The organism is Sinorhizobium sp. CCBAU 05631, from assembly GCF_002288505.1.
GTDB lineage: Bacteria > Pseudomonadota > Alphaproteobacteria > Rhizobiales > Rhizobiaceae > Sinorhizobium > Sinorhizobium fredii_C.
The window spans coordinates 562,848-589,047 of the sequence record NZ_CP023063.1 but is presented as its reverse complement, the minus strand read 5'-3'; the positions used below and the strand labels follow the sequence as shown (position 1 = coordinate 589,047).

Sequence of the window (26,200 nt, the reverse complement as noted above, 5' to 3'; positions counted from 1 at the left end):
TTAGAACCGCGCGGCTCAACGGAACACGCTTGCAATATACCTCTCGACGGGCGATGACGGCCCATGTTCGATAGCAAGCAAAGCATCCTCCGCCTCGACCAGTTGCTCCTGAACAAGGGCCTGGTCGCCAGCCGCGCCCGCGCGCGGGACGCGATCCAGCGCGGCACCGTCAAGGTCGACGGGCGCACCGTGACCAAGCCCGCCGCCGCCTTTACGGAAAACGCAGCGATCACCATCGATGACCCGGCGCAGGCCTATGTCTCCCGGGCCGCATTGAAGCTCGTTGCCGCGCTCGCCCATTTCGGCTTCGATCCGGCAGGTCGGACCTGCCTCGATGTCGGCGCCTCGACGGGCGGCTTTACCGAGGTGCTGTTGAAGCGCGGCGCCGCGCATGTGGTAGCGGTCGATGTCGGCCACGGGCAGATGCACTCGCGCATCGCGGAAGATCCGCGCGTCACCAATATCGAAGGGCTGAATGCCCGCGCGATGACAGCGGACGACATCGGTAACCGGGCGATTGGCTTCGTCGTCTCCGACGTCTCATTCATTTCGATCAAGCTGGCACTGCCGCCGGCGCTGTCTTTGGCCGAGCCGGGCTCCAATTGTATCCTGCTCGTGAAGCCGCAATTCGAGGCCGGACGCGACGCAATCAGCAAGGCCGGGCTCCTCAAGGCCCCGGAGAGCGCCCCGGCCGTGGCGGCCGAACTCGAACGCTGGCTCGTGGAGGACATGGGCTGGCAAAGCCTTGGCCTCGTCCCCTCGCCCATTGCCGGCGGCGACGGCAACAGGGAGTTTCTGCTTGCGGGGCTGAAGCGATGAGCACAGAGATCGTCACCATCAGCCGTCTCGGGGCCCAGGGCGACGGCATTGCGCAGACCGAAGCGGGCCCCGTCTACGCGCCCTTCACCCTGCCCGGCGAAACCGTCGCGCTGGCCGTCAACAAGGCACATGGCACGCTGATTTCGCTGAAAGAGGCTTCCCCGGAGCGGACCGAACCGAAGTGTCGGCATTTCGGCCCGGACGGCATCAACGGCACCTGCGGCGGCTGCACCCTGCAGCACGCCTCCGACCCGCTCTACCACGCCTTCAAGCGCAATCTCGTCATCGACGCCTTGAAGTCGAAAGGCCTGACGCCCGAGGTCGCTCCATTGATCGTCGCCCGGCCCGGCGAGCGCCGGCGCGCCGTGTTCACGGCCCGGCGGACCGAAAAGGAACTGCTGCTAGGCTTCAACCAGGCGCAAAGCCATCATATCGTCGCGATCGGCGAATGTCCCATCACCAGCCCGGGCATCGTCTCGCGGCTCGCGACCATCCGCAAGATCGCGGCGGCTATGGCGTCGAGCACCGAACCGTTCCGGATCACCGTGCTCGAGACCGATACCGGCCTCGACCTCGCCTTCGAAGACATCAAGCTCGGCGACCGTCAGCGACGTTCGACCGTGGAAGCCGTTCTCGGCGAGCGGGGCATCGCGCGCGTCAGCCTGAACGGCGAGATCATCATCGAACCGGTCAAGCCACTGATCGATTTCGGCGGCGTATCGGTTTCGCCGCCGCCCGGCGCCTTCACCCAGGCCACACGGCCGGCGGAGGAGGCGATGGCGAAGCTCGTGCTCGGGCATGTCGGCAAGGCGAAGCGCGTGGCCGATCTCTTCGCCGGCATCGGCACCTTTGCGCTTCGGATCGCCCGGACCAGCCGAGTGCAGGCCGTCGAGGGTGAGGACAAGGCGCTGAAGGCGCTCGACTTCGCCGCACGCAACACACAAGGGCTGAAGCCGGTGACGGTCGAGAAGCGCGACCTTTTCCGCCGGCCGATGATGGCGCAGGAACTGAAGGTCTTCGACGCCGTCGTCTTCGACCCGCCCCGGGCCGGCGGCGAGGCGCAATGCCACGAACTCGCCCGCTCGGGCGTGAAGAAAATCGCCGCGGTCTCCTGCAACCCGGTGACGCTTGCGCGGGATCTCTCGATCCTCGTTGCCGCCGGCTACCGCATTACATCGGTGACCCCCATCGACCAATTCCTCTGGTCGGCGCATGTCGAGACGGTTGCGACTCTGGAGAAGTGATCTCTTATGGGCCGCTGTTCATCCGGCCAGATGCGACTCGTGGCGTGAGGAGGCTCACCTCAAATTGCTCTTCGGAAACAGCACGCGATCAGGTTTCGCATTCATTCGTGCCAGCATTTCCTTGATCAAGCGTGTTTTGGTACGCCCCGCTTCCTTCGGCGGCACCAGGTAACGTACGATGGCCTCCAGCCAGGTGTTTTCGCTGACGCGAAAATGAACCACGGGATGCTCCTTCACGTCGAGTTCGTCCACCGGCGTTTCCGACAGGATATGCTTATAGACCTTCACCTTCTGGCTCATGATGTCGCCGATCTGCTCTTCCACGACCTCTCTCATGGTTCGCGCCACAAATTCCAGATCGCTTTCATAGGCGAGCTGGAACTTGATTTCGTTCCAGACATAGGGAAACAGCGGCCAGGAATAGTTGAAGACCGGTGTGTCAAACACGGTGGAATTCGGAAACTTGATAATGCGTCCGCTCGGATGATCGGTCCAAAGATACTCGCCGCCGAATTCCCATAACGTCGTGTCGAGATAGCTGACATCGATGACATCGCCGTGGGCATCGCCGATGCGAATTCGGTCGCCGACGCGATAAGGCGCCCTGGCCAGAATATAGATCCACGCCATGAAACTGGAGATCGGCATTTGCAGCGCAAAACCGAGAATCAGAGAAATCAGGCCCAGCGAAACGACCGCGCCGTACCAGTTCACAAACAAAACTGAAATGGCGACGAATACGATGGCGACGACGACCACCAATCGAAAAATACGTTTCAGATTGAAACGCGCAACACGATTGGGAATTCGGCCAATGAGAAAGACTTCAACGACCTTCGCCGCGGTCAGCATGGTGAAAATGAGAAGGCCGCCCCTGACGTAATTCAGCACGCGAAGGCGCATAGGCGCGTCAAGCCATTCTAAGCGCCAGTTGATCAGCACTTGAATGCCAAAAAGCAGCAAGGCAGCGCCGGCGAAGCCTACCGTCCACCAGATGTCTTCCTTGCGAAGGCTGAAGCGAAATTCTTCCTCGGGCTTCTTCGCCTTCTGTTGCATGGTTCTTGGATCAGCAGTTTGTTGCGCGGCCCGTTCGAGCCGGGAAAGGTTTTCCTGTTCCTTGTCGCTTTCCTTGTCCCGTCTTTCCATGGGTTTACCCCGCGGTGGCCATCCACGCCCAGCCAATGCCCTCTCGTTCCTCGACGGCGGCATTCCGGTGATGCCTCGCCATATGGCGAAGTTCAAATGGGCAGTCCGGGCACACCCGTCGTCGTTTCGCAGACCTGTGCTTGATCACATGCGTCTATACGGTAACTCCACCATTAAACAACAAATATGGGCAGTTGCCTCTAGGCATTCCATCCATGTGGAGTATTACCGAGCCGATGGCTGTCGTCCGCGACAGGCCGGGTGCAGACCGATTGATGTGGCATGACGAAGTTGCTGCAGCGGTTCAACATCTCCCGCGAAGCAAGTTCCGGCGCTCGGACCTCACCGCCGCATGAAGGCTTCGAATGCCGCGCGCGCCTCGGCACTCTTCAATTGCGCGGCGAAGTGCTCGGCTTCCTCGTCGATCCGTGCGAGGACGTCATTCCGGTCGCCGCGGATCAGATCGCGGGCGATGCGCAGCGCCTCGGGCGGTTTCTTCGCCAGACGACCTGCAAGCGACAGCGTTTCTTCCTCGACGGCGTTCTCGTCGACCACCTTCCAGATCAATCCGGCCTGAAGGGCAGCGGCCGCTTCGAGCGGCTCGCCGGCGGCAAGCAGGGCGAAGGCTCGCTGGTGGCCCATGATGCGCGGCGCGATCAGGCTCGAGGCGGCTTCCGGGACGAGCGCCAGATCGACGAAGGGCGTCCTGAACACCGATCGGGCTGAGGCGACCGTCAGGTCGCAATGGAGATGGATCGTCGTGCCGATGCCGATCGCCAGGCCGTCGACTCCGGAAACGACCGGCTTCGTCGCGCTCGCCAGGGCGCGGAGAAAGTCGAGAACTTCGCCTCCCATGCTGCCGCCCATGGCGAAAGCCATGAAATCATTCATGTCGTTGCCGGCTGAAAAGCACCCTTGCGTGCCGAGAAACGCGGTGGCGCGGATCGCGGGATCCGATCCGGCGACCGTCAGCGCGGTTGTCATCTTCGCGTACATGTCGCGCGTGATGGCGTTCTTCTTATCCGGGCGGTTGAAGCGGATCACCTGTACGCCGGGATAGGCGTCCGGACGTTCGACAAGCACATGATCGGTCATAAGGATTTTCCTGTTTCTGCTTCAGTCGAGAATGAAGCGGGCGGCGGCGAGGCTCTGCGCCCCAGTGACCACACGATCCTTGAGCGCCGCCGTTTCGGCGAGCAGGTTCTCCGCGGCGAAGCGGCAGAGGGCGACGCGCGCCTCCTCTTTCCCGTCACCGGCGCCCGCCAGGCCGCCTTTGGCAAGATAGGCCCCCGTCAGCACGAGGCCGAAGAGGCGCTGATAGGCGGTCGCGCCGGCAAGCGCTTCGGCGGTTCGTCCGTCGCCGAGCGCTGCAAGTAGCCAGTCGGTTGCCTCTTCAAGATCGGCAATCGACGTCTCGAGGCGCGCTGCGGTCTCGCCGAACTCCTGCCTGTTCGAAGCCGCCACCGCCTGGGCGACGTCGCGGAGCTCGCCGATGAAGCCGCGCACCTGGCTACCTTCGGAAAGCGGCAGCTTGCGGGTGACGAGATCGATCGCCTGGATGCCGTTGGTGCCTTCGTAGATCGGCGCAATGCGGGCGTCGCGCAGATAGCGGGCCGCACCGGTTTCCTCGATGAATCCCATGCCGCCATGCACCTGAATGCCCATGGAGGCGACGTCAACGCCGGCGTCGGTGGCGAAGGACTTGGCGATCGGCGTCAAGAGGCTCGAGCGCTCCTGCCACTGGCGGGCCACTTCGCCTTCGCTCGCATGCGCCATGTCGACGGCGTGCGCGCAGGCATAGGCGATGGCGCGCGAGCCCTGCGTCAGCGCCTTCATCGTCAAGAGCGTGCGGGCGACATCCGGATGCTCGATGATCGGGCTCATGCCTTGGCCGCTCCAGCCGGGCGCCCGGCCCTGGGTGCGTTCCTTGGCATAGGCGATGGCCTTTTGCGTCGCTGCCTCGGCAATCGCCACGCCCTGCATACCGACGGCAAGCCGGGCGTTGTTCATCATCGTGAACATGCAGGCAAGGCCGCGGTTTTCCTCGCCGACCAGATAGCCGATCGCGCCCTTCTCGTCGCCGAACCTGCCGTCGCCATAGATCATCGTGCAGGTCGGCGACCCATGGATGCCCAGCTTGTGTTCGAGCGAGTGGCAGAAGAGATCGTTGCGGGCGCCGAGCGAACCGTCCTCATTGACGAGGAACTTCGGCACAAGAAACAGCGAGATGCCCTTCGTACCCGCAGGCGCGTCCGGCAGGCGCGCCAGCACGAGATGGACGATGTTGTCGGTGAAATCGTGCTCGCCCCAGGTGATGAAGATCTTCTGGCCGAAGATGCGGTAGCTGCCGTCGCCGCAGCGCTCGGCACGGGTCTTCAGCACGCCGAGGTCGGAGCCGGCGTGCGGCTCGGTCAGGTTCATCGACCCCATCCACTCGCCGGAGACCATCTTCGACAGGAAGGTCGCCTTCAGGAAATCGGAACCGTGCCTGTCCAGTGCCTCGATCGCGCCCATGGTGAGGGTCGGGCCAAGCGCGAAGGCCATGGAGCCGCTGTTCCACATCTCCATGGCGGCGACATGCAGCATGTGCGGCAGTTCCTGGCCGCCGAAAACCTCTGGCGCCGTCAGGCCGTTCCAGCCTCCTTGAATCCATTTATGGTAGAGGTTGCGCCAACCTTCCGGCGTCTTGACCGCGCCGTCGATAAGCCGCGATCCCTGACGGTCCCCCACTTCGCCGAGCGGCGCCACCTCGTCGGTGGCGAAGCGGCCGGCTTCCGAAAGGATCGCGTCGACGAGATCTTCGCCGAGTTCGCCGAAGACGCCCGCGCTCAGGGCATCGGCCATACCGGCCACGTGCTTCAGGGTGAATGCGATCTCGTCCACCGGTGCCTTGTACATGGTGCTCCTCCCTTGCGGCCGCAGGCGCAGGTTCGCTTCGGCTTCCTACCGGCCGCACCCTATTTGTTTTTACGTAAACGTCAACGTCAATTCTGGACACCGCGGCCGGCGATGGACTGTAACAAAACTGTCATGGCGCGCGAATAGAAGCCACTTCGAACGACCTGGTCATGGCGCTCCGATGAATCTGATTTCTCCCGAAATACCCGGCCTCGTCTGGGCCTACCGGTTCCTGCCCGGAGAAAGCCGTTGCCTGCGAATCGCGACGGATTCACCCGTCGACAGCCTTCAAGGCGGCGAAGGCTGGGTCTGGCTGCATCTGGCGTTGAGCGATGCGCGCACGCCGGCACTGATCGAGCGCATCGGCACCCTCCCGCCGGCGGCGATGGCGACGCTCACCAGCCATGACACCCAAGCGGCGATCACCGTTGCCGAGGACGTCGTCTATGGCACGCTTGTCGATTTCGAACGGACCTTCGACACGATGACGAAGACGATCGGCTGGCTGCACTTCGCCGTCGGCGACCGGATGATCATCACCAGCCGCCTGCATCCTTTGAGAAGCATCGACCGCGTCAAGGCGGCGGTCGAGAAGAGCGCCAAATGCGGCCGACCGATCGATCTCTTCGAAATGCTCGTCACCGAGTTCCAGCGGACGCTGATCACGCTGGTGCTTGAATTGACCGAGGAACTGAACGTCATCGAGGACCGGGTCTATGGCGAGGCGGGGCACCGGCAGCAGCCGGGGTTGGCGCCCTTGCGCCGAACCGTCGTGCGGCTGCATCGGCATCTGAGAACGATCCTCGCGCTGCTGCGACGCGCCGGCGCGTCCGATGAGGACGAGGTGCCGCCGGGCTTCATCGACGTCACCGAACGGCTATCCGATCGGCTGGAGGCGGTCGATCGCGACGTGTTCGCGCTTCAGGAGCGCGCCAGGCTGCTGCACGAGGAGATCGACAGCAAGATTTCGTCGGAGACCAATCGTCACCTCTACATTCTCTCGCTGATGACCGCTTTCCTGCTGCCGCCGACGCTCGTCACCGGCTTCTTCGGCATGAACACGGGTGCCCTGCCCTTCGCCGACGGCAGCGGCACGCTCTATGCCGGGCTGATCATCGCCGCCTCCATGGGCCTGGCATGGCTGATCCTCAAACGCGTCGGCATCCTTTGACCGGATACGACCAACACGCCGCGTTTCGGGCCACAATCCAGAGCCGAGTCCCGCCGCACTTTACCGCCAAGAGTCAGTGTACAGGAGCGGCGCTCTCGCGCAGATTGGCTGAGGGGCTGAGATTTACGACCCTTTAACGCTAAGTCGGCAATCTCAGAGAATGGAAAAGCGGGGAATCTCGATCTCGGGGATGATCTTGCGCCTGGCGGCCTTGGTAGGCCTGGCCTTTGCGGCGGCGAACGCACGCGCCGCAGACGTCGAACCGTGGAAAGCGCGGCAGAACGCCATCATCGTCGACGCCTACGAGTTGAACAGCATCGACTGGGAAGCGATGCTGAAGGACAAGCGCATCGCCGGCTTCATCGCGAAGGCCTCCGACGGCCTTCCGGAAAGCTACAGCTGCACCGGCGATCACGGCGGAGACACGGTCGCCCATTGCAAGACGATGTGGCGAAAATATGCGGTCAGCCGGGAGCTCTATCAGACGCGCCGAATGATCGCCCGCTCCCATGGACTGCTCTGGGGCGCCTATCACCTGGCGCGCCCGGGCAATCCCGTCGATCAGGCCAACCACTTCCTCGATTATGCGGCGCCGCGCGAGGACGAATTGATGGTTCTCGACCTCGAGGGTATCGATCCCGAGAACTACATGTCACTCGAGGACGCCGCGATCTTTGCCGGCCATATCAAGGCCCGCACCGGGCGATACCCCATTCTCTACACCAACCACATCACCGCGAAGCAGATCGCCGCCAACCGCGCCCAGCATCGGCTGCTTTCCCGCCTGCCGCTCTGGTATGCCCGCTATAAGCCCGACATTCGCGACGTCTTTCCGATGGGCAACTGGGATCGCTATGCGCTGTGGCAGTTCTCGTCGTCGCATAATTGCGGAAAGAAGCGCTGCCCCTATCGCGTGCCCGGGACGCTCAACGACATCGACGTCAACGTCGCCGCGATGACCGTTTCAGAGTTGAAGAAGGTGTGGCCGCAGGGCGCGCTGCTCCCGGAGAAGCCGCCGATCGTCACCGTCATCGCCTCCGCGAAGATTGGCACGGCGCCGGCGGCGAGCGCCGCGGCCACCGTCCCGCTCGCAAAACCCCTGCTCATCAGCCGTGCCGAGGCCGAGAGCGGCTCGGGCGCCGGCGTCGACGGAACGGTCACCGGTGCGATCAGCGTGAAGGCCGCCGAGGCCCACCTGCCCAACCAGCCCGAGCGCCGCTGAAAAAGCCGGACGGCGCCTGTAGCTGTCTACGCTTCGATCTGAACGTCGCCGATAGGCCGCGAGCAGCAGGCGAGGATGTAGCCCTCGTCGACTTCGTCATCGAGAATACCGCCATTGTGGTTCATCTCGACTTCGCCGGCGATCTTCAAGACGCGGCACGTGCCGCAGATGCCGCCCTCGCAGGCCGCACCGATCCTGACCCCGTTGGCGCGTGCTGTCTGCAGGATCGTCTGGCCGGGGACGGTCGAGACTTCCTTGCCGCTCATGGTGAAGGTTACCCGGCCCGCCTCGCCTTGAGCGCCGGCCGCCGAGGCGGCGCGGATGGCGAGTTCCTCTGCCGCCGGCGCCGCCGCCGGCTGGAAGCTTTCCTGGTGGTAGCGGGCCATATAGAAACCGGCCCCCTCCAGCATCTCCCGAACCCCGCGCATGAAGGGTTCGGGGCCGCAACAGAAGACCGTTCGCTCCAGAAAGTCCGGTGCAAGCAGCGGCAGCTTCGTCGCATCGATACGGCCGCGCAGGCCGTGCCAGCCGTGACGCGCTTCGTGTCCTTCCACCAGGAAGCCGAGATTGAGACGCGGCATCTGGCGGGCGAGGATCTCCAGCTCCGGCTTGAACAGCAGATCCTCCGGCTGCCGGGCACAGGAAATGAAGGTCACATCCGTGTCCGGCGCGCAATCCGCCATCCAGCGCGTCATCGACATCATCGGCGTGATGCCGGAGCCGGCCGAGACGAACAGATATTTTTCGCCCGGATGGCGCACGAAGCTGAAATCGCCGAGCGGCCCCAGCGCCTTCAACGTCATGCCAGGCCTGAGATTGTCGAACATCCAGCGCGTGCCGATGCTGTTCGACTGCGCCTTGGCCGTGACCGCAACGGAAAGCGGGCGGGACGGCGAGGACGATAGCGTATAGGTGCGCATCACCGGTTCCTCGCCGACGGGGAGTTCCAGCGTCACGAACTGCCCGGGCAGGTAGCGGAACCAGGCCGGCCTGTCGGACCGGAAGGTGAAGGTCATCACGTCCGCGGTCTCGCCGACCGCGGAGATGCATTCGAGCAGGAACTGGCGATCTTTCCAGGGCTGCAGTTCGTCGAAGTGGTGAAAGGAGCGTGCCATTTCCATCGTCATGCCACCCGCGACAGAGGAGCGGCGCTGCCCTGCAGGCGATCCTGCATGAAGCGCGAATACCAGTCGACGAACTGCATGACCCCGCCCTCGTGTTCGGCCGAATAGGGACCCGGCTCATAGGCCGGCGAGCGGATGCCGAAGGCGTTTTCCTCGACGATCTGCCGGTCCTGGTCGTTGGTCTCGGTCCAGACATGGGTGAGGTCTTCGAGGGTATAGTCGACCCCTTCGACCGCATCCTTGCTGACGAGCCATTTCGTCGTGACCTGCGTCAGTTCCGGCCCGAGCGGCAGCACGCGGAAGGTGATCGCATGGTCGCCGAGGATGTGGTTCCACGTCGTCGGGTAATGGAAGAGCAGCAGCGTGCCGATGCGGTTCGCGCTTATGTCGCCGGAAAGCTGCTTGCGGACCGCCTTCTCGCCGGACATCGTATAGCTCTCCGCCCCGTTGATCAGCGGCATCCTCGTCATGCGGAACTGGCCGGTCGGCCCGATCTTGAAGGCGCTCGGCAGCCCCGCCGCCTCGCATCTCTCCCAATGGGCACCGATTTCCGGATCGTCCATGGCGCCCTGGACGCCCGTCACAGTCGGAGCCTCGGGATAGGTCCGGCAGAGTTCCGGATGGTTGGCGGCGCAATGGTAGCACTCGCGGTTGTTCTCCCAGACGAGCTTCCAATTGCCCTTCTCGACGATGGTGCTTTCATAGGCGACCTTGGTTTCGCCGAGGCGATGCGGCGCGAGATAGGCTGCAACCGTGTCGCGGAAGGGCTGGAAATCCATGGGCCGCTCGGCAAGGCTGATGAAGATATAGCCGCCGACCGTTTCGCAATTGACCGGCTTCAGGCTGTGCTGGGCCGGATCGAAATCCTCCGGCATCTGCCGGGCGAAGAGCAGCCTGCCATCGAGTTCGTAGGTCCACTGGTGATAGGGACAAACGAGCTTGGCCGAGGATCCCTTGTGCTGGGTGCAAACGCGCGAGCCGCGGTGGCGGCAGGAATTGTGCAGCGCTCGGACCGCCCCCTGGCGATCGCGCACGATGACGATCGGATAGTCGCCGACCTGCAGCGTGAAGTAATTGCCGGGACGCGGGATTTCGCAGTCGTGGCCGACGAATAGCCAGTCTTTGTACCAGATATTCTCCAGGTCCTGACGGTAATAGTCCGGGTCGATGTAGAAGGCCCGATCGAGGCTGTAGCCCTCGCGGCGGGTCTTCAGCTTGCGCAGCATTTCGTTCTGGATGTCCATGCCCATGTCCTCGTTAGCCCTGTTTCGGGCAGGCAAGACGGGAACCGCGCCGGAGAGATGTCGTGCGCCTTGGCTCCGATCCGGCTGCCCGCCGCAACCAGTTACGGTCGTTTTCCTCAAGGCTGGTTTCCGGGCTCTGGAGCGGCCCGAGGGCCCTGCCCGGCGCCTTCCCGGACGATTGTCCAGTGGCCTTATGCCGGGGGTTCACTCCACCACCGTTGCGGGGGCAGCGCCGGGATTTGACCGGCTTCCCAATTCTCCGCCCCTCCCTGCGAAGAAGCGGCACCTTGAGCAATTCGAATCTAAGCGGCCAGATAGGCTCGGCAATTGCCGGTGCGCGACATTCCATTCCAGAAAGACGACAAGGATTTTCGATGCGGGCGCGTTGGAAGTCCTGCGACATCTTCTATAATAAACAATGCGATAGATACATTTTTCGGCAAATGGCGCGTTTTTTCGCAGCGGCATCCAGGCCGCGAAGATCACGGGCCATTTTGCGACATTAAGCGATGCGCGGGCGCCCGAAATACTCTATTAACCATAGTGATTTAGCGTTCGCTGACGGTTCAGTCCGTTCAGCGACAGGTGACGCAGAGGTCGATGGCAAAAATCAGATACTACGACGCCTCAGGCAAAGCGCAGGCGCCGGCGCCGAAACCGGCGGGCGGCCATACAGAGTTCCTGCGCACGGGCCGAATCGACCGGCGCCGGCCGTGGTTGCCCGAACAGCGCCGCTACATGACGCATGAGGAAGTGGCAGAGAGAACCGGACAGAGATTACAGGCGGCGGGAGAGACGACACACGGGCGGATCAACGGCTTTCATGCCTCGATCCAGTTCCCGAAGATGATCTTCCACAGGACCCTCGCCGACAGTCCCCACCTCGGCTATTGCCATGTCACCGCGGCGCGGACTCATCTCGCTCGATCGCGAGACGTCACCTGGGCGTTCTACTTTGCCAACTTCTTCTCCGACCTCGGCGACGAGGCGCACTTCTTCGAACGCATACAGACAAGCTACTCGCGCATGTATTTCGCCGTGGCCATTCAACCCGGCACCGAAGAGGGGCGGATGGTCCTCGATCGAAATGTTCGGGGCAACGGCCTGATCTTCCGGACGCAGGACCCGAAGGTGGCGCTCAAGAACGTCCTGATGCTCGGCGCACGCGACGAAGCGCTGCGGCGGATCATTCGCAGCCTCTGACGCCGGTCATCGACAAAGAAAATCGTTCTGTTTTCCCTCCTCCTCCGTTAAGGAAGCGACGGAAAGGACCAGAACCGCCATGGCCGAAATCATCGATACGTGCAGCGAACCGGATCGGGCGATCGAAACGGCCTGCGCGGTGCTTTCCGAAGGTGAGCCCGTGGCGATCCCGACGGAAACCGTCTACGGCCTTGCAGCAGACGCAACGAGTGCCGATGCGATCAGCCGCATCTACGAGATGAAGGGCCGGCCGCGTTTCAATCCGCTGATCTGCCACGTCTCGGACATGGGAATGGCCGAAGCGCATGTGATATTCGACCCCATCTCCCGACGCCTCGCGGAAGCCTTCTGGCCGGGGCCGCTGACGCTGATTCTCACTCAGCGACCCGAAAGCACCGTGCACGCGCTTGCCTCAGCCGGCCTCGACAGGCTCGGGATCCGCATGCCTGAAGGTTTTTCCCGGCGGGTGATCTCACATTTTGGGCGCCCGCTGGCGGCGCCGAGCGCCAATACGTCGGGCAAGATCAGTCCGACCAGCGCGGCCCATGTGGAGGCGGATCTCGGTGCGAAGCTGAAGCTGATCCTCGATGCCGGCCCGGCGGAAATCGGCCTCGAATCGACGATCATCAAGGTCGAAGACGGCCGGCTGCGGCTGCTTCGGCCGGGGGGTCTCGATGCGGCCGAGATCGAGGCGCTCGCCGGCCTTCCCGTTGAGCGGCCGGAAGCGGCCGGCGCGACGATCGAAGCTCCCGGCATGCTCGCCTCGCATTATGCGCCGGGTGCCGCGGTGCGGCTCAATGCGACGGACGTCCACACGGGAGAGGCGCTGATCCGCTTCGGCGGCAAGGCGCTGCCTGGCGAAGGCAGCGCGGCGATCGTCCTCGACCTCAGCCCAACGGGCAATCTCAGGGAAGCGGCCGCCAATCTTTTCGACTATATGAAAAAGGCAGATGCGAGCGGCGCTCGAACCATCGCTTTCGGGCCGATCCCGGGCGAAGGCCTTGGCGAAGCGATCATCGACCGGCTCGAACGGGCCGCCGCCCCGAGGATCTGACCGGAAGCGCGAGACCTGTGTGGTCCGGCTGTTTCGGCAATATAAATCGCAGGCAGGTCATGAGCACAGCAATCCCTTCTCCCGAACTGATCGCCTCGTTCACCGACATCGTCGGCCCCGGCCATGCGCTGACCGGACCGGCGGAGACGGCGCCCTATCTCGTCGAATCGCGCGGGCTTTACCGCGGCACGACACCGCTCGTGCTGAAGCCCGCCTCGGTCGATGAAGTCTCGCGCATCCTGCGGCTCGCCAGCCAGAGCCAGACGGCGATCGTGCCCCAGGGCGGAAACACCGGCCACGTGGCCGGCCAGATCCCGCGCGAGGGAAAGGCCGATGTGGTGCTTTCCCTTGAGCGGCTGAACCGCATCCGCGACATCGACCCGGTCGGCAATGTGATCGTCGCCGACGCCGGCTGCATTCTCGCAGACATTCAGAAGGCGGCGGACGACGTCGACCGGCTGTTTCCGCTGTCGCTTGGCTCCGAAGGATCGGCGCGGATCGGCGGCAATCTTTCCACCAATGCCGGCGGCACCGCCGTGCTTGCCTATGGCAACATGCGACAGCTCTGCATGGGGCTGGAAGTCGTGCTCCCGACCGGCGAAATCTGGGACGGTCTCCGACGCCTCAAGAAGGACAATACCGGCTACGACCTACGCGATCTGTTCATCGGCGCCGAAGGGACGCTCGGGGTCATCACCGGCGCCGTCCTAAGGCTCTTCCCGAAGCCGCGCGGCCATCAGGTCGCCTTTGCCGGGCTCGCAAGCGTCGAAGACGCGCTCGGACTCTTCGAGCGGGCATCGAGCCTCTGCGGTCCCGCCTTGACCGGCTTCGAACTGATGCCGAGGCTCGGCATCGAGTTCACCACCCGCCACATACCGGGCGTTCGCGACCCGATGGAAACAAGTCATCCCTGGTATGCGCTGATCGATATCTCCACCTCCGACTCGGCCGAGAGTTCGGAGCAGATGGTGCAAAGCCTGCTCGAAGCAGGTGCAGAGGAGGGTCTCATCGAGAATGCCGTCATCGCCCAGAGCGAAGCGCAGCGAAAGGCGCTGTGGCACATGCGCGAGAGCATGTCTCCGGCGCAGAAACCCGAGGGCGGCTCGATCAAGCATGACGTGTCGGTACCGGTGTCGAGCATTCCCGCCTTCATGGCGGAAGCGGATGCGGCGGTCATCACGGCAATCCCCAACGCACGCATCTGCGCCTTCGGCCATATGGGCGACGGCAACATCCACTACAACATTACCCAGCCGGTCGGCGCGGACCGCGAGGCCTTTCTGGCCCGCTGGCACGAAGTGAACGCGATCGTTCACGCCATTGTGCTGAAATATAACGGATCGATCTCGGCCGAACACGGCATCGGCCAGTTGAAGCGCGACGAACTTGCGGCCATCCGCGCGCCGATCGAGATCGAGCTAATGCGGCGGATCAAGCATGCCTTCGATCCGGCCGGAATCATGAACCCGGACAAGGTGCTGCGGCAGGATTGATTGAGGCGGCGCTATCCGCCCATCCTGAGCTGCGACAAGGTATAGAGCGTGTCGGCGCTGATGCCGACGCTGCCGCCGCTGCTCGTGAGCACCGAGACGGCCGGATCGACCTCGGTGTTGTTTTCCAGATCGTAAAGCACGGCAAAGCGCGCCAGCAGCTTCTTCAGTTCGACCGGATCGCTGAGTTTCTCGAGATCGAGATTCTTTTCGACGATCTTCGCCTGCTGATCGATGTCCATGGTGCTGAACTCGTCGGGCAGGCTGAAGATCGTGCGGAACACCTCGGCGAGCGCGTCGTCGGCGAGGAGGTCGTAGGCGTCGACAATCGTGCCGGCCTTGCGCTCGAAATAGAGTGCCAGGCGAACGCCTTCATTGCTTTCGCCCGCCTGTTCTTCGAGCGTCTGGTGCAGATATTGATCAAGCGTTTCGTAAAGCCCGTGGCGTGTGACGATGCTTTCCCTTTCCTCGCGTAGCACGTCACCTTCGCTGTCGAAATTGAAGGAGGTCACGAGCGAGATATAGGCGGCGGAATTTTCCTGTTCGTTGATGAAGCTGCCCGGATCATCGATGTCGGAGGCGAAGATGTTGCGGAGGAAATCGGCCGTCACGCCCTCGGGGTCGATGCCGTTCGCCTCGAGCGCGATGGTGACGAGACGCTCGTCGGCCAGGAACGCGTCGAGGGAGGAAAGTTTGGCGACCCCGGCCGTATAATATTCGCTCTCCTCTTGGGCCTTGGTCTTGTCCTCATCCGACCCAAAACGGGACTTGATGACGATGTAGTTCTTCGCGGTTTCCTGGATTTGCGTTTCCGATTGAGCCAGTGCCGGTGCACCGACCTCGCCCTGTGTCGTAAAGTTGAACAGTTTGGCAAGGGTCACGTATCGCTCGTCCGTGAGCGTGTAGACAAAGCTCTTCGGATCGGTGAGGTCGCTGGTCAGGACGCGCTGGATGGTGCGGGTGCTCTCCGTGTCGGGATCGAGGCCGACGGCCTGCAAGGCGAAATCATAGATCGAGGCGGTTACGATGAAATCGTCGACGGACGTCATGCCGGAGACCGCGGCCTTGTAGGCACTGACCGCCTTCTCGTCCGCTTCGTCGTCCTTGTCATTATAGCGGGTCATGTAACGGTTGGAGGTGAGCGTCGTCTGGGTGGCGGTCTGCGCGCTGTCGCCGTCAGCCAGCGTGCCGTCCTCCTGGAAATTGAAGGCATTGGCGAGCGCCAGGTAGTTCTCGTCGCGGTCGCCGATCGTGTTGACATAGCTCTCCGGATCATCCGGATCACTCGTCAGGATGTTCTTGATGGTTGCGGAAACGATCGTCACCTCGTCGAGGTCGAAAGCGGTCCTGATGTAATTGTAAAGGCGTGTATCCGCGATGAGCTCATCGACGGACGTGATACTCGCGATCGTCTCCTCGAAATAGGCTTTGTTCAGCAGCGCCGCCTGTGAGGTAACGCGGGAATTGCTGGAGACATAGGGGTCGTTGACGGCAAGCTTGTTTTCGTCGGTCTGCGCCGCACCCGCGCTCACCGTGCCATCGGAACCAAAGTCGAAGGCAGCTGCAAGGTCGAGATAGTTGTTCAGCGTGGCAATGGAATTCGTGTAGGTCGTTACCTTGCTCTCGAGCTCCGCCTCTTCCTCGTCGGTGAGGTCTCCCGCGGCCAACTGTGCTTCCGCCGCTGCCTTGGCGGTCTCGAGTTCAGTAAGCTTGGGAGCAATCACCGTATTCTCGTAGCTGCTCGCATCGCCGGAACTGCTGGAGAGGACGCTGCGGATCGTCTGGCGGGAGTAGGTGCTCTCATCGATGCCGAAAGCCGTGAAGATATAGGCTCTCAGCCGATCGTTGTTGAGGAGCTGATCGACGCTGGTGATCTTGTCGATCATGACGTAGTAGTAGCGGGTCTCCTCCTTCTGCGTCTCCGCGAGGTTGAGAATGCTCGTATCGTAGAGGCCGATGATCTCGTCGAGCTGTGCCTCGGTCTGCGACACGGCGGTCCCGCCGCTAAAGCTGTAGGCGAGAGCGAATTCTCGATAGCGATCGTCCGTCAAGCTGTTGGCGAAGCTGCTCGTGTCGGAGAGGTCGCTTTCGAGTACCTTTCGCATGAAGGCCACCGAATCGATCATGTCGCCGAGGCCAAATGCCGTCATCGCGTAGGAATAGAGCCGGTAGTCGTCGAGGAAGTCGTCGACCGAGCTCACATTGCCGATGTTGTCCTTGTAGTATTGCGTGTCGCGCGCGACGACCGTCTGCTCCGAGACGCGGCTCAGGCTGACCTTCATGTCCCGCGCGATGAGATTGTAGTCGAGATAGGTCGAAACCATGCGCGCTGCCCCGCCAGCAAGGATCGGGGACAGCCGGCACGCGACATCCCCGATGGTTATTCCGTCCGAAACTGGATCAAAAGGCTTGTGCGTGGCTTTTCGGCCGACCCGCAAAATCCCGGCGATTTCGTTGACGAAGGAGAAACCTTGCCGCCTCGGCTTTTGCTAACCATCGGGAGACGCAAAGTTTTTTTAACCGCGATTTTTAAGTCGTCCGGAAGAGCGGCCGCCTATCCTCCAGCCCATAGAGGACGAAAACGTCCCGAGAAGAAGACCGGGAACCGGCTCTCAAGGAAAACAAGGGCGAAATGAAAATGCGCAACACACTCTCTCAACCGGCGTGGGTAGGAAATACGCTGCGGCTCGATCCGAAGCGATTTCCGCAGCAGGCGACCTACGTGCTACGCGGCGATGTGGGCAATGTGAGCATCAGCCTCGACCAGCGTGGCGCTGTCCTGCGCAAGGTGCTACCATCCAGCGGCCTGCCCCTTTCGATCGCCTTGCCTGCGCGAGCTTTCAAGGGTGTCGCAGCGCGGGCCATCGACCACGGCGACGGGGAGGTAACTGTGACGCTCGAGCTTCATCACGACGATCCGGATCTTTGCATCCCGCTGCTCGTCGCGCATGATCTTTCTGATATCGCGGCCGACTGGCGTGCCTGGGCGGATGCCTATCGCATCCCAATGCTGATGGTCGAAGCTGATGGTGTCGCCCGGCCGCTGGAAGAACATCTCGGCGAAATCCGCACCGCGCCGGTAAAGCCGCGCCGGCGCCACTCCTTCTTTGCCGAGCGCCGGCCGCGCTTCCTCGTGCGCCGCTCCACCGGCAAGCTCGGCGTGCAGATGAAAATCGACGGCCGCGAGATCATCGCCAGGTCCTGACCGCCTATCTCCATCTCCAGTGCAAAAGCCTGCCAATCCCTGCGGCCGGCTTATGTTATCGCGGGAGAACGTACACGCGGCCGCGGCAAATGTTACGGTGGATACAGCGGTCTCGGCCTTCATCATGCCACAAGCGGCACATAGCCAAGGCAACGAATGAAGGAGATACCGATGCGCAAGCACCTGCTCGCCACCCTCGTCGCCCTTTGGGCCGCTCTTCGTACCCACATCGCGGCCAAGCGGCGCAAGGCGGACGCCGAAGCAAGTTGGGCGTGATCGCCCTATCCGTTGAACAAGATGTCCTCCGGGCCTTCCGGAGGATTTTTTCATATCAGACGCAGGAGAAGCGCCAGCATCAGCCCGGCAAAGATGATCAGCCCGACGACGCTGTTGAACTTGAAGAGGGCCAGGCACTGCTCAGGATCGTGAATGTTCAGCACCAGGATCTGGTAGGCGAGCATAACGGCCGCTACGACCAGTCCAGCAAAGGCGAAGAATCCCGCGCCGGCCGCCAGGAATGCGAAAACCATCAGGAGAACGGTCAAGGCGTAAAGCCCTATCAGCCAGGGCCGCGGATTGTCGCCGAAGCGGCGTGCGGTCGAGCGGACGCCGATCAGTGCATCATCCTCCCGGTCCTGATAGGCGTAGATCGTGTCATAGCCGATTGTCCAGGCGATTGCCGCGGCGTAGAGCAGGATGGCGGCGAAGGACAGCGAGCCGAATTCCGCCGACCAGCCCATGATGGCGCCCCAGGAAAAAGCCAGGCCGAGGAAGAATTGCGGCCAGTCGGTGAAGCGCTTGGCAAATGGATAGATTGCCACCAGGCCCAGCGAGGCGATGCCGAGAATGATCGTCAAGGCGTTGAACTGCAGCAGGATCACGAGGCCCACCACCGCCTGTAGCACCATGAAGACCTTCGCCTGGGCGCGCGTCACGCGTCCGGACGGCAGCGGCCGCGATCGGGTGCGCGCCACTTCCATATCGATCTCGTGATCGACGATGTCGTTATAGGTGCAGCCGGCGCCGCGCATGGCGATCGCCCCGGCGATGAACAGAAGGACGTGCAAGAGGAAGCGAGCCGTGGAGAAACTGCCGAGCGCGGTTGCGGCGCCGGCCGCGAGTGCCGCTGACCAGAGGCATGGCCACATCAGCAATTGCCAGCCGATCGGCCGGTCCCAGCGGGCGAGCTGCGCATAAGGCCAAAGCACCCGCGGCAGCACGCGGTAGACCCAGTTCTTCGACGGTGCATCGTGCACGCGGCCGGAATCGATGGATGAGCTGTTCATGGTCCCTGTTTGGCCCCGCTGAGCAAGCCGGTCAAGCGCCCGCATGATCCGTTGCAGTCAGGCATTACGGGCGCGCAGGTAAAGGCTCGGCGGTGCACCCAACATGCGGCGAAACATGGTAGTAAAGGCCGCGACGTTCTCATAGCCCGCATCGAGAGCGACGGTGGTGATCGGCTCGCCGTCGGCGATGCGCGGCAGCGAGGCGAAGATGCAGGCCTGCTGGCGCCAGGTAACGAAGCTGATGCCCGTCTCGCGACGGAAGAATCGCGTGAAGGAACGTCGGCTGATGCCGATGCTGTCGGCCCATTGATCGATATTGGCGGCCGCCGAAGGCGCCTCCAGGAATTTCCGACAGAGGCCGGCAAGGGCACGGTCCTGCGGAAAGGGCAGGCCCAGCGGCCGCTCGGCGAGGCGCGGTATTTCCTCGAGCAACAGCTCGACGATCAGCTGCTCCCGCCGTTGGGAGGATGTCTCGTTCTCGATCCGGACCAGTTCGTCGATGAGGCTGCCGGCCAAGGCCGACACCTCCAGCACCAGAGGCCGGCGCGCCCGGCTCATCGCCGCGATATAGATGGAATGCATCCGAACGTCGCTGACCATCTCGGCCGAGTGCTCCATCCCAGAAGGAATGAGCAGGGCATGGCCGGGAGGGATCATCCATCGCCCGTCAGCCGTGTGCACGAGGACCACGCCGGAGCGGGCCCACCAGAGCTGCGTGCGCGTGTGGCTGTGCGGAGGCACGAACAGCCCGCAGCCATAATCCTTGCCGATCGCCACCACCGGGGCATTCGCCATTTCTATCCACTCCAGACTCCTGAAGTGATCCATGTCCGGTAGTTCCGGCAGATGTCCTCTGTCGTATTTCGGCATTTGGCCCACTCGCGAAAGAATTCGACCAAATCACAAAAGCAGGCCAACAGCAAGACGTCTAGAGATGGAGGAAAAGGCTCCCGCAGCGAGCCACGCGGAAGGAACACCTCATGTCTTCGGTCACGGCTGGCAGCATCAATCCGGAAAAGACGGCCTTCTCCGTCATTCTTGCCGTCAGCTTCTGCCACATGCTGAACGACATCATGCAATCGCTGCTGACCGCGCTCTATCCGTTGCTCAAGGCCAACTACGCACTGGATTTCGTCCAGATCGGCCTCCTGACCTTCACGTTCCAGGTGACTGCCTCTATGCTGCAGCCGGCGGTCGGGATCGTCACCGACCGCTGGGCCCTCCCCTACACCTTGCCGGCTGCCATGCTGTCGACCTGTTCGGGCCTTCTCCTCCTCGGCCATGCCGATCACTTCTGGATGCTGCTGCTCGCGGCGAGCCTCATCGGCGTCGGTTCTGCGATCTTCCATCCCGAATCGTCGCGCGTCGCGCGGCTTGCCTCGGGTGGTCGCCACGGGCTGGCGCAATCGCTGTTCCAGGTCGGCGGCAATGCCGGCAGCGCGCTCGGCCCGCTCCTTGCCGCCTTCATCGTCCTGCCGTTCGGCCAGGGCAGCCTCGGCTGGTTCTCGATCGTCGCCATAACAGGCTTCTTCGTGCTGTCCTGGGTCAGCACCTGGTACGTGCGGCATCGCCGCTCGACCATGAGCCGTGCGGCGCCGAGCCGGACCCTGCCGCTGCCCAAGGCCCGGGTCCTCTGGACGGTCGCAATCCTCGTCCTGCTGACGGCGACCAAGAACGTCTATCTCGCCAGCGTCTCCAGCTATTTCACCTTCTTCGTCATCGAAAAGTTCGGCACCAGCGTGCAGCAGGCTCAACTGATGCTGTTCCTTTTCCTCGGATCCGCGGCGGCCGGGACCTTCCTCGGCGGACCGATCGGCGACCGCTACGGTGCCCGTTTCGTCATCTGGCTCTCGATCCTCGGCGTCATTCCCTTCGCGCTCATGCTGCCCTATGCGAACCTGTTCTGGACGGGCGTGCTCAGCGTGGTGATCGGCCTCGTCTTTTCGTCGGCCTTCTCTGCGATCGTCGTCTTCGCGCAGGAACTCGTTCCCGGCCGCGTCGGGCTCATCGCCGGCGTCTTCTTCGGTTTTGCCTTCGGCTTCGGCGGCATGGGTGCGGCGGTGCTCGGCATCTTCGCCGACAGCCATGGCATCGAATTCGTCTACAAGATCTGCTCCTACCTGCCGCTGCTCGGTATCTTCACGGTGTTGCTGCCGAAAATACCGTCTCGATAGTCGGCGCACCGCGAAGAGATGCATGGCTCGCGCTGCCCGTAAGCATTCCTAAATTATTGCCGGTTACCGTCTGCCAGTGGGGGTTGAAGGGCGAGGGGCCAAGGAATGAGAAGGCGCGCGGCTACATCCGTCTTCCTGGCGACGTTGCTTTGCGCGGCCGCAAGCCGCGCCGAAACGCTGAACCTGCTGATCTGGGAAGCCTATATCGACCAGGGTCTGATCGACCGCTGGACGCAGGAGACCGGTGTCGAAATCCGCCAGATCAATTTCGACAGCGACGATGCCCGCGACGAGATCCTCGCGGATCCCAGCAACAATGTCGATCTTGTCGTCGTCGATGAGAACGGTGCGCATCTTTTCGGCAAAAAGGGCGTGCTCGAGTTGCTTGATGAAGCAAATTTGCCCGCCCTCAAGGACTATGCGCCCAAGTGGCGCGATCGCTGCTCCGGACGCGGACTGCCCTATTTCTCTGGAACGGTCGGCATTCTCTATCGCTCCGACGTCATCGCACAGGCGCCGACCTCCTGGCAGGATATGATGCGGCCTGCAGTGTCGCTCAAGAAGCACATCGCGATGTTCGACGACCATACCGAACTCTTCGTGCCGCCTCTGATGCTGCTCGGCGCATCCATCAATGCGAGCGAAACGGGAACCTTGAAGGCCGCCTTCGATCTTCTGAAGGCACAGGCGCCGGCCGTGCTGACCTACGATTATGTCATCACCGCCATTCAGGACCAGGCGACGGGCAAAGAGATCCATATGGCACTCGGCTACAGCGGCGACCAGCACGTCCTCAACGACAAGGTCGGCACGCCGGGGTTGTGGCGTTATTCGGTCCCGAAGGAAGGGACGCTTTCCTGGCTCGACTGTGTTTCGGTCATGGCCAGTTCGCCTCGCAAGCAGCGTGCCCTGGAGTTCCTCGACTTCATCGGTTCGCCGGAAGGCGCCGCCGCCAACGCCGTTGCCTTGACGATGCCGACCACGAGCAGCGCGGCGTTGAAGATTCTGCCGGAAGCGATGCGCTCCGATCCGGAGATCTATCCGCCGGCCGCGACCCTGGCGAAGAGCCAGTACCAGCAGGAACTTTCCATCCCGTCGGTCCAGGCACGCCGACGCATCATCAGCACTCTGGCGAATTTTCAGTGACCCTCAGCAAGCGCGCACTTTTCCTCATCTTCCCCGTCGTGCTGCTCGGCTACATCCTCGCAGCGCTATCGGTCTATGTTGCCCAGGAGCGCTCCATTCAGGCGCTGGAGAAGGCGAAGCTCTCCCAACGGCTCGAGCACGCAGCCGCGGTTTTCCAGAACGAGGTTCAGCGCAGCAAGAGTTTTCTCAACGCGCTCCTGAACGGAGACGTTCTGCACCAGTTCGTCGCCGAGACCGACGAGCGATATCGCGTCACGGCGCTCGGGGCTCGCCTGCAGGAAAGCATCAAGTCGCTGTCGGAGGACCCGATAGCCTACATCTCCTTCGCCGTCCTCAACACCCGAAACGAGGCCGATTACTATTACGAGAATAGTTGGGATCCCTTTGCCGATATCGACGAGCCGCAGCGCGATCTTGCCAGGAGGTTGATCGCCGGCAAGCGGCTCAGCGACTTGACCTATCTTGAGCCCACCGGCGACAGGCCACGGATCGTCTATTCCCTCTTTGTCGACCCGGTCACCTTTGGTCGTCCCTTGCCGAGCAACAAGGCCAATGCATTGCTGATGCAGATCGCCATCCTGCCGGACCGGTTCCTGGCAATGCAGGCTGCTCTGAAGAAGGAGTATGGGGCCGACGTCGTTCTCCAGCCATGGCCGCTCGCCGCCACGGACAAGCTTTCAGCCAGCACGCCGCTCGGGACGCAGCTCTATGCCACGATCGTCGTTCCGGACGCCTATTTCGAGGCTCAAGTGTGGCGCCGAAAGGTGCTGCTTGCTTGCGGTGCTCTCGCCATGAGCCTAGTTTCGATCTTCCTGATCGTGCTGTTGATCAGACGTTTCATCACAGGACCGATCGCAAGCCTCGATGCGGACGTCACGGCGGTCATGGCCGGCGAGCGTGACGACATCAGGGACATGGACGAGGCGGGCGAGATCGGCCGGCTGACACACAATATCCGCGAGCTTCACAGCCAGTCCGCCCATTCCCTGCGTCTCGTGCAGCAAAGCTCATGGGCCGACACGCTCACCGGCATCAACAACCGCGGTCGCTTCAACACGCTTGCGGCCGGCGTCGTCGACCAAGTGATCGCTTCCGGCGAGAAGTGCAGCCTGCTGTTCATCGACATCGACAATTTCAAGTTCGTCAACGACAAGCACGGCCACGACGTCGGCGACGACCTGCTCAAGACGCTTGCTGGACGAATTGGGCAAACGGTGGAGACGATCACCCGGCGGAGACAGCTGGAGCCTGCGGTCCTCGCCCGCCTTTCCGGTGACGAATTTGCGGTTCTGGTGCGGTCGAACCCCGGCAAAGGCACCGTCCGGGAGATCTCGGACGCGATCCTGGCCCTCTTTGACGGAGGCTTCGAAGTTTCCGGAAAGCGCTATCCGGTGACGGCAAGCATCGGCGTGGCGATCTGCCCGGACGATGCGACCAACATCGCCGAATTGATCTCCAATGCAGATGCGGCCATGTACCAGGCGAAGTCCGGCAGCAGGAATCGCTCCTCCCGTTTCTCGCGTGCGCTCCACGACAAGCGTACACGGCTCCGCCAGATTCAGGAGGAACTGCGGGGGCTCAATCCCGACGAGCAATTCCATCTGGTCTACATGCCGATCGTCAACGTACGCGGCCAGGTCACCGGCTGTGAGGCGCTGCTGCGCTGGAACTCGCCCGTCCTCGGTGCCGTGACGCCCGACGAATTCGTACCGATCGCCGAAAGCTCCGGTCTTTTCACCAAGATCGATTGGTGGGTGATCGACAGGGCGATGTCCGACTGCCGCCAGTTGAAGGCCCTTTTCGGGCAAGACACGGTCGTGGCGATCAACATCTCTTCGGCGGAGCTGCATTCGCATGCGCTCGGCGACTATCTGTCGGATTGCGCAGCCCGCCATCAACTGGAAACGCGATCGATCGACATCGAACTCACCGAGACATTCGCAGTCAAGATCAGCGATCAGCTCCGGCAGAACATCGACGAGCTGCGCCACAAAGGCTTCCGCCTGTCGATCGACGACTTCGGTGCCGGCTACACCTCGATCCAACAGATCATCGACTACGCCGCGGATACGATCAAACTGGACCGGGCGCTGGTGACCAACCTTACGGCCTCGCACTCCCTTTCCGTGCTCAAGGCGGTGATCGCACTCTGCCATGCCAAGGACATGGCAGTGATCGGCGAAGGCGTCGATACGCCGGAAAAACTCGCCATGCTCACCGCAGCCGGCTGCGACCGCTTCCAGGGCTACCTGATCAGCAAGCCGCTCTCGCTCGACGATCTGGCCATCTGGGCGCTGACCCGGACGGCGCAGCACGTCAAGGACCGGCCCGCCGACGAGCGGTCCGGCAGCGCGCGCCGGAGCCCGAGCCGCGAAGCGCTCCGGTGAATCTTGAGCGCAGCGCCGGTTTTCCCTTGACCTTGCCCCGCCCGGCGTCCTAACCGCAGCGCATCAAGGCGCTGACGGCAGGGATGGCAATGAAGGTTCTTCTGATCGGATCGGGCGGACGCGAGCACGCGCTTGCATGGAAAATCGCGCAGTCGCCGCAGCTTACCGCGCTTTACGCGGCACCAGGCAATCCCGGCATTGCCGAAGAGGCGACGATCGTCGCCCTCGACACCGACGACCACGCAGCCGTGGTCGACTTCTGCCGCGAGAAAGCGATCGACTTTGTGGTGGTCGGCCCGGAGGCCCCCCTCGTCGCCGGCCTCGCGGACGTGCTCCGTGCCGCCGACATCGCCGTCTTCGGCCCCTCTGCCGCTGCCGCCCAGCTCGAAGGTTCCAAAGGCTTCACCAAGGATCTTTGTGCCAAGTATGGGATCCCGACCGGCGCCTATAGGCGCTTTACCGAAGCCGAACCCGCGAAGGCCTATGTCCGCGAACAGGGCGCTCCGATCGTCATCAAGGCTGACGGGCTCGCCGCCGGCAAGGGTGTCACGGTAGCGATGACCCTCGACGAGGCGCTCGCCGCCATCGACGAGTGTTTCGCCGGCGCCTTCGGCTCCGCCGGGGCGGAGGTCGTCGTCGAAGCCTATCTCGATGGCGAGGAGGCAAGCTTCTTTTGCCTCTCGGACGGCGAGACCGTGCTGCCGCTTGCCTCGGCACAGGATCACAAGCGCGTCGGCGACGGCGATACGGGACCGAACACGGGCGGGATGGGCGCCTATTCGCCCGCTCCGGTGATGACGGCCGAGATGGTCGAGCGGACGATGAAGGAGATCATCGAGCCGACCGTGCGCGGCATGGCCGAAAGCGGGCATCCATTCACGGGCGTGTTCTTCGCCGGCCTGATGATCACGGCGAAGGGGCCGGAACTCATCGAATACAATGTCCGCTTCGGCGACCCGGAATGCCAGGTGCTGCTGATGCGCATGAAGAGCGACCTCCTGCCACTGCTCTACGCGGCAGCGACGGGAACGCTCGCGGGCAAAGAGACCGAATGGCACGACGAGGCGGCCTTGACGGTCGTGATGGCCTCGCGCGGCTATCCGGGGGCCTATGAAAAGAACACGCCGATCGCGGCCCTGCCCGAGGCATCCGCCACGACAAGGGTGTTTCATGCGGGAACTGCGCTCAAGGACGGCCGCCTCGTCGCGACCGGGGGCCGCGTGCTGAACGTAACGGCGCTAGGACGGACCGTCAGCGATGCAAAAAACGCCGCCTATACAGGCGTGAACAGCGTTTCCTGGGAGAACGGCTTCTACCGCCGCGACATCGGCTGGCGGGCGCTCGCACGCGAGAAGGCGTGATTGCCCGGGATCGCGGCGTGATTCAA

20 protein-coding genes and 1 riboswitch are annotated in these 26,200 nt (G+C 62.8%); of the genes, 12 read left to right on the top strand and 8 right to left on the bottom strand.

Going from position 1 to position 26,200, the window contains the following annotated elements:
* Positions 1–63: 63 nt before the first annotated feature.
* Both SS05631_RS02750 and SS05631_RS02745 read left to right on the top strand, forming a co-directional pair.
* Complete coding sequence (locus SS05631_RS02750; protein ID WP_037413348.1) at positions 64–819, top strand: TlyA family RNA methyltransferase; 756 nt, start codon at positions 64–66, stop codon at positions 817–819.
* A complete protein-coding gene (locus tag SS05631_RS02745; protein ID WP_037413347.1) occupies positions 816–2,063 on the top strand; it encodes a class I SAM-dependent RNA methyltransferase in 1,248 nt (415 codons plus the stop codon). The genes SS05631_RS02750 and SS05631_RS02745 overlap by 4 nt, the downstream gene beginning before the upstream one ends.
* A 54-nt stretch (positions 2,064–2,117) precedes the next feature.
* Here SS05631_RS02745 and SS05631_RS02740 read toward each other — a convergent pair whose 3' ends face one another.
* The 3 genes from SS05631_RS02740 to SS05631_RS02730 all read right to left on the bottom strand — a co-directional run bounded on the left by SS05631_RS02740 (position 2,118) and on the right by SS05631_RS02730 (position 6,107).
* Positions 2,118–3,209 carry a mechanosensitive ion channel family protein gene (locus tag SS05631_RS02740; protein WP_037413346.1) on the bottom strand — a complete coding sequence of 364 codons (1,092 nt, stop codon included), beginning with the start codon at positions 3,207–3,209 and terminating at the stop codon, positions 2,118–2,120.
* Between the two features lie 342 nt (positions 3,210–3,551).
* Positions 3,552–4,304 carry a crotonase/enoyl-CoA hydratase family protein gene (locus SS05631_RS02735; protein ID WP_037413345.1) on the bottom strand — a complete coding sequence of 251 codons (753 nt, stop codon included), beginning with the start codon at positions 4,302–4,304 and terminating at the stop codon, positions 3,552–3,554.
* Between the two features lie 21 nt (positions 4,305–4,325).
* Positions 4,326–6,107 carry an acyl-CoA dehydrogenase gene (locus SS05631_RS02730; protein WP_095677918.1) on the bottom strand — a complete coding sequence of 594 codons (1,782 nt, stop codon included), beginning with the start codon at positions 6,105–6,107 and terminating at the stop codon, positions 4,326–4,328.
* A 181-nt stretch (positions 6,108–6,288) separates the two neighbouring features.
* Between SS05631_RS02730 and SS05631_RS02725 the strand changes: the two genes are divergently transcribed.
* Both SS05631_RS02725 and SS05631_RS02720 read left to right on the top strand, forming a co-directional pair.
* Complete coding sequence (locus SS05631_RS02725) at positions 6,289–7,278, top strand: transporter (RefSeq protein WP_037413342.1); 990 nt, start codon at positions 6,289–6,291, stop codon at positions 7,276–7,278.
* Positions 7,279–7,438: 160 nt separating this feature from the next.
* The gene (locus SS05631_RS02720) at positions 7,439–8,500 is read left to right on the top strand and encodes a glycoside hydrolase family 25 protein (protein WP_037413341.1); all 1,062 of its coding nucleotides are present in this window, start codon (positions 7,439–7,441) and stop codon (positions 8,498–8,500) included.
* A 26-nt stretch (positions 8,501–8,526) separates the two neighbouring features.
* Here the strand turns inward: SS05631_RS02720 and SS05631_RS02715 are convergent, their stop codons facing one another.
* Both SS05631_RS02715 and SS05631_RS02710 read right to left on the bottom strand, forming a co-directional pair.
* Complete coding sequence (locus tag SS05631_RS02715; protein WP_037413340.1) at positions 8,527–9,627, bottom strand: hybrid-cluster NAD(P)-dependent oxidoreductase; 1,101 nt, start codon at positions 9,625–9,627, stop codon at positions 8,527–8,529.
* Positions 9,624–10,868 (bottom strand): aromatic ring-hydroxylating dioxygenase subunit alpha, encoded by a 1,245-nt coding sequence (locus SS05631_RS02710; RefSeq protein ID WP_037413339.1) that lies wholly within the window; start codon positions 10,866–10,868, stop codon positions 9,624–9,626. The genes SS05631_RS02715 and SS05631_RS02710 overlap by 4 nt, the downstream gene beginning before the upstream one ends.
* A 102-nt stretch (positions 10,869–10,970) precedes the next feature.
* A riboswitch (cobalamin riboswitch) is annotated at positions 10,971–11,173 on the bottom strand.
* A 295-nt stretch (positions 11,174–11,468) separates the two neighbouring features.
* Between SS05631_RS02710 and SS05631_RS02705 the strand changes: the two genes are divergently transcribed.
* The 3 genes from SS05631_RS02705 (at position 11,469) to SS05631_RS02695 (ending at position 14,618) form a co-directional block, all read left to right on the top strand.
* On the top strand, positions 11,469–12,071 hold the full coding sequence (locus SS05631_RS02705) for a DUF6656 family protein (RefSeq protein ID WP_037413338.1): 603 nt from the start codon (positions 11,469–11,471) through the stop codon (positions 12,069–12,071).
* Between the two features lie 79 nt (positions 12,072–12,150).
* Positions 12,151–13,125, top strand: a complete 975-nt coding sequence (locus tag SS05631_RS02700; protein WP_037413337.1) for an L-threonylcarbamoyladenylate synthase — start codon at positions 12,151–12,153, stop codon at positions 13,123–13,125.
* Positions 13,126–13,184: 59 nt separating this feature from the next.
* Complete coding sequence (locus SS05631_RS02695) at positions 13,185–14,618, top strand: FAD-binding oxidoreductase (RefSeq protein ID WP_037413374.1); 1,434 nt, start codon at positions 13,185–13,187, stop codon at positions 14,616–14,618.
* 11 nt (positions 14,619–14,629) lie between these two features.
* On the opposite strand, the gene SS05631_RS02690 is transcribed toward SS05631_RS02695, so the two are convergent.
* Complete coding sequence (locus SS05631_RS02690; protein WP_037413335.1) at positions 14,630–16,939, bottom strand: DUF1217 domain-containing protein; 2,310 nt, start codon at positions 16,937–16,939, stop codon at positions 14,630–14,632.
* A gap of 314 nt (positions 16,940–17,253) precedes the next feature.
* On the opposite strand from SS05631_RS02690, the gene SS05631_RS02685 reads away from it, so the two are divergent.
* Positions 17,254–17,820, top strand: a complete 567-nt coding sequence (locus tag SS05631_RS02685) for a DUF6101 family protein (protein ID WP_037413373.1) — start codon at positions 17,254–17,256, stop codon at positions 17,818–17,820.
* 326 nt (positions 17,821–18,146) lie between these two features.
* On the opposite strand, the gene ubiA is transcribed toward SS05631_RS02685, so the two are convergent.
* Positions 18,147–19,106, bottom strand: coding sequence for a 4-hydroxybenzoate octaprenyltransferase (gene ubiA / locus SS05631_RS02680; RefSeq protein WP_037413334.1), 960 nt, complete (start codon positions 19,104–19,106; stop codon positions 18,147–18,149).
* 57 nt (positions 19,107–19,163) lie between these two features.
* A complete protein-coding gene (locus tag SS05631_RS02675; RefSeq protein WP_037413333.1) occupies positions 19,164–19,976 on the bottom strand; it encodes a helix-turn-helix transcriptional regulator in 813 nt (270 codons plus the stop codon).
* A gap of 110 nt (positions 19,977–20,086) precedes the next feature.
* On the opposite strand from SS05631_RS02675, the gene SS05631_RS02670 reads away from it, so the two are divergent.
* The 4 genes from SS05631_RS02670 (at position 20,087) to purD (ending at position 26,174) form a co-directional block, all read left to right on the top strand.
* Positions 20,087–21,280 (top strand): MFS transporter, encoded by a 1,194-nt coding sequence (locus SS05631_RS02670; RefSeq protein WP_037413332.1) that lies wholly within the window; start codon positions 20,087–20,089, stop codon positions 21,278–21,280.
* Positions 21,281–21,385: 105 nt separating this feature from the next.
* Complete coding sequence (locus tag SS05631_RS02665) at positions 21,386–22,426, top strand: spermidine/putrescine ABC transporter substrate-binding protein (protein WP_037413331.1); 1,041 nt, start codon at positions 21,386–21,388, stop codon at positions 22,424–22,426.
* On the top strand, positions 22,423–24,813 hold the full coding sequence (locus tag SS05631_RS02660; protein WP_037413329.1) for a bifunctional diguanylate cyclase/phosphodiesterase: 2,391 nt from the start codon (positions 22,423–22,425) through the stop codon (positions 24,811–24,813). Before SS05631_RS02665 ends, SS05631_RS02660 begins: the two co-directional genes overlap by 4 nt.
* Positions 24,814–24,902: 89 nt before the next feature.
* Positions 24,903–26,174 carry a phosphoribosylamine--glycine ligase gene (gene purD, locus SS05631_RS02655; protein ID WP_095677917.1) on the top strand — a complete coding sequence of 424 codons (1,272 nt, stop codon included), beginning with the start codon at positions 24,903–24,905 and terminating at the stop codon, positions 26,172–26,174.
* Positions 26,175–26,200 lie beyond the last annotated feature (26 nt).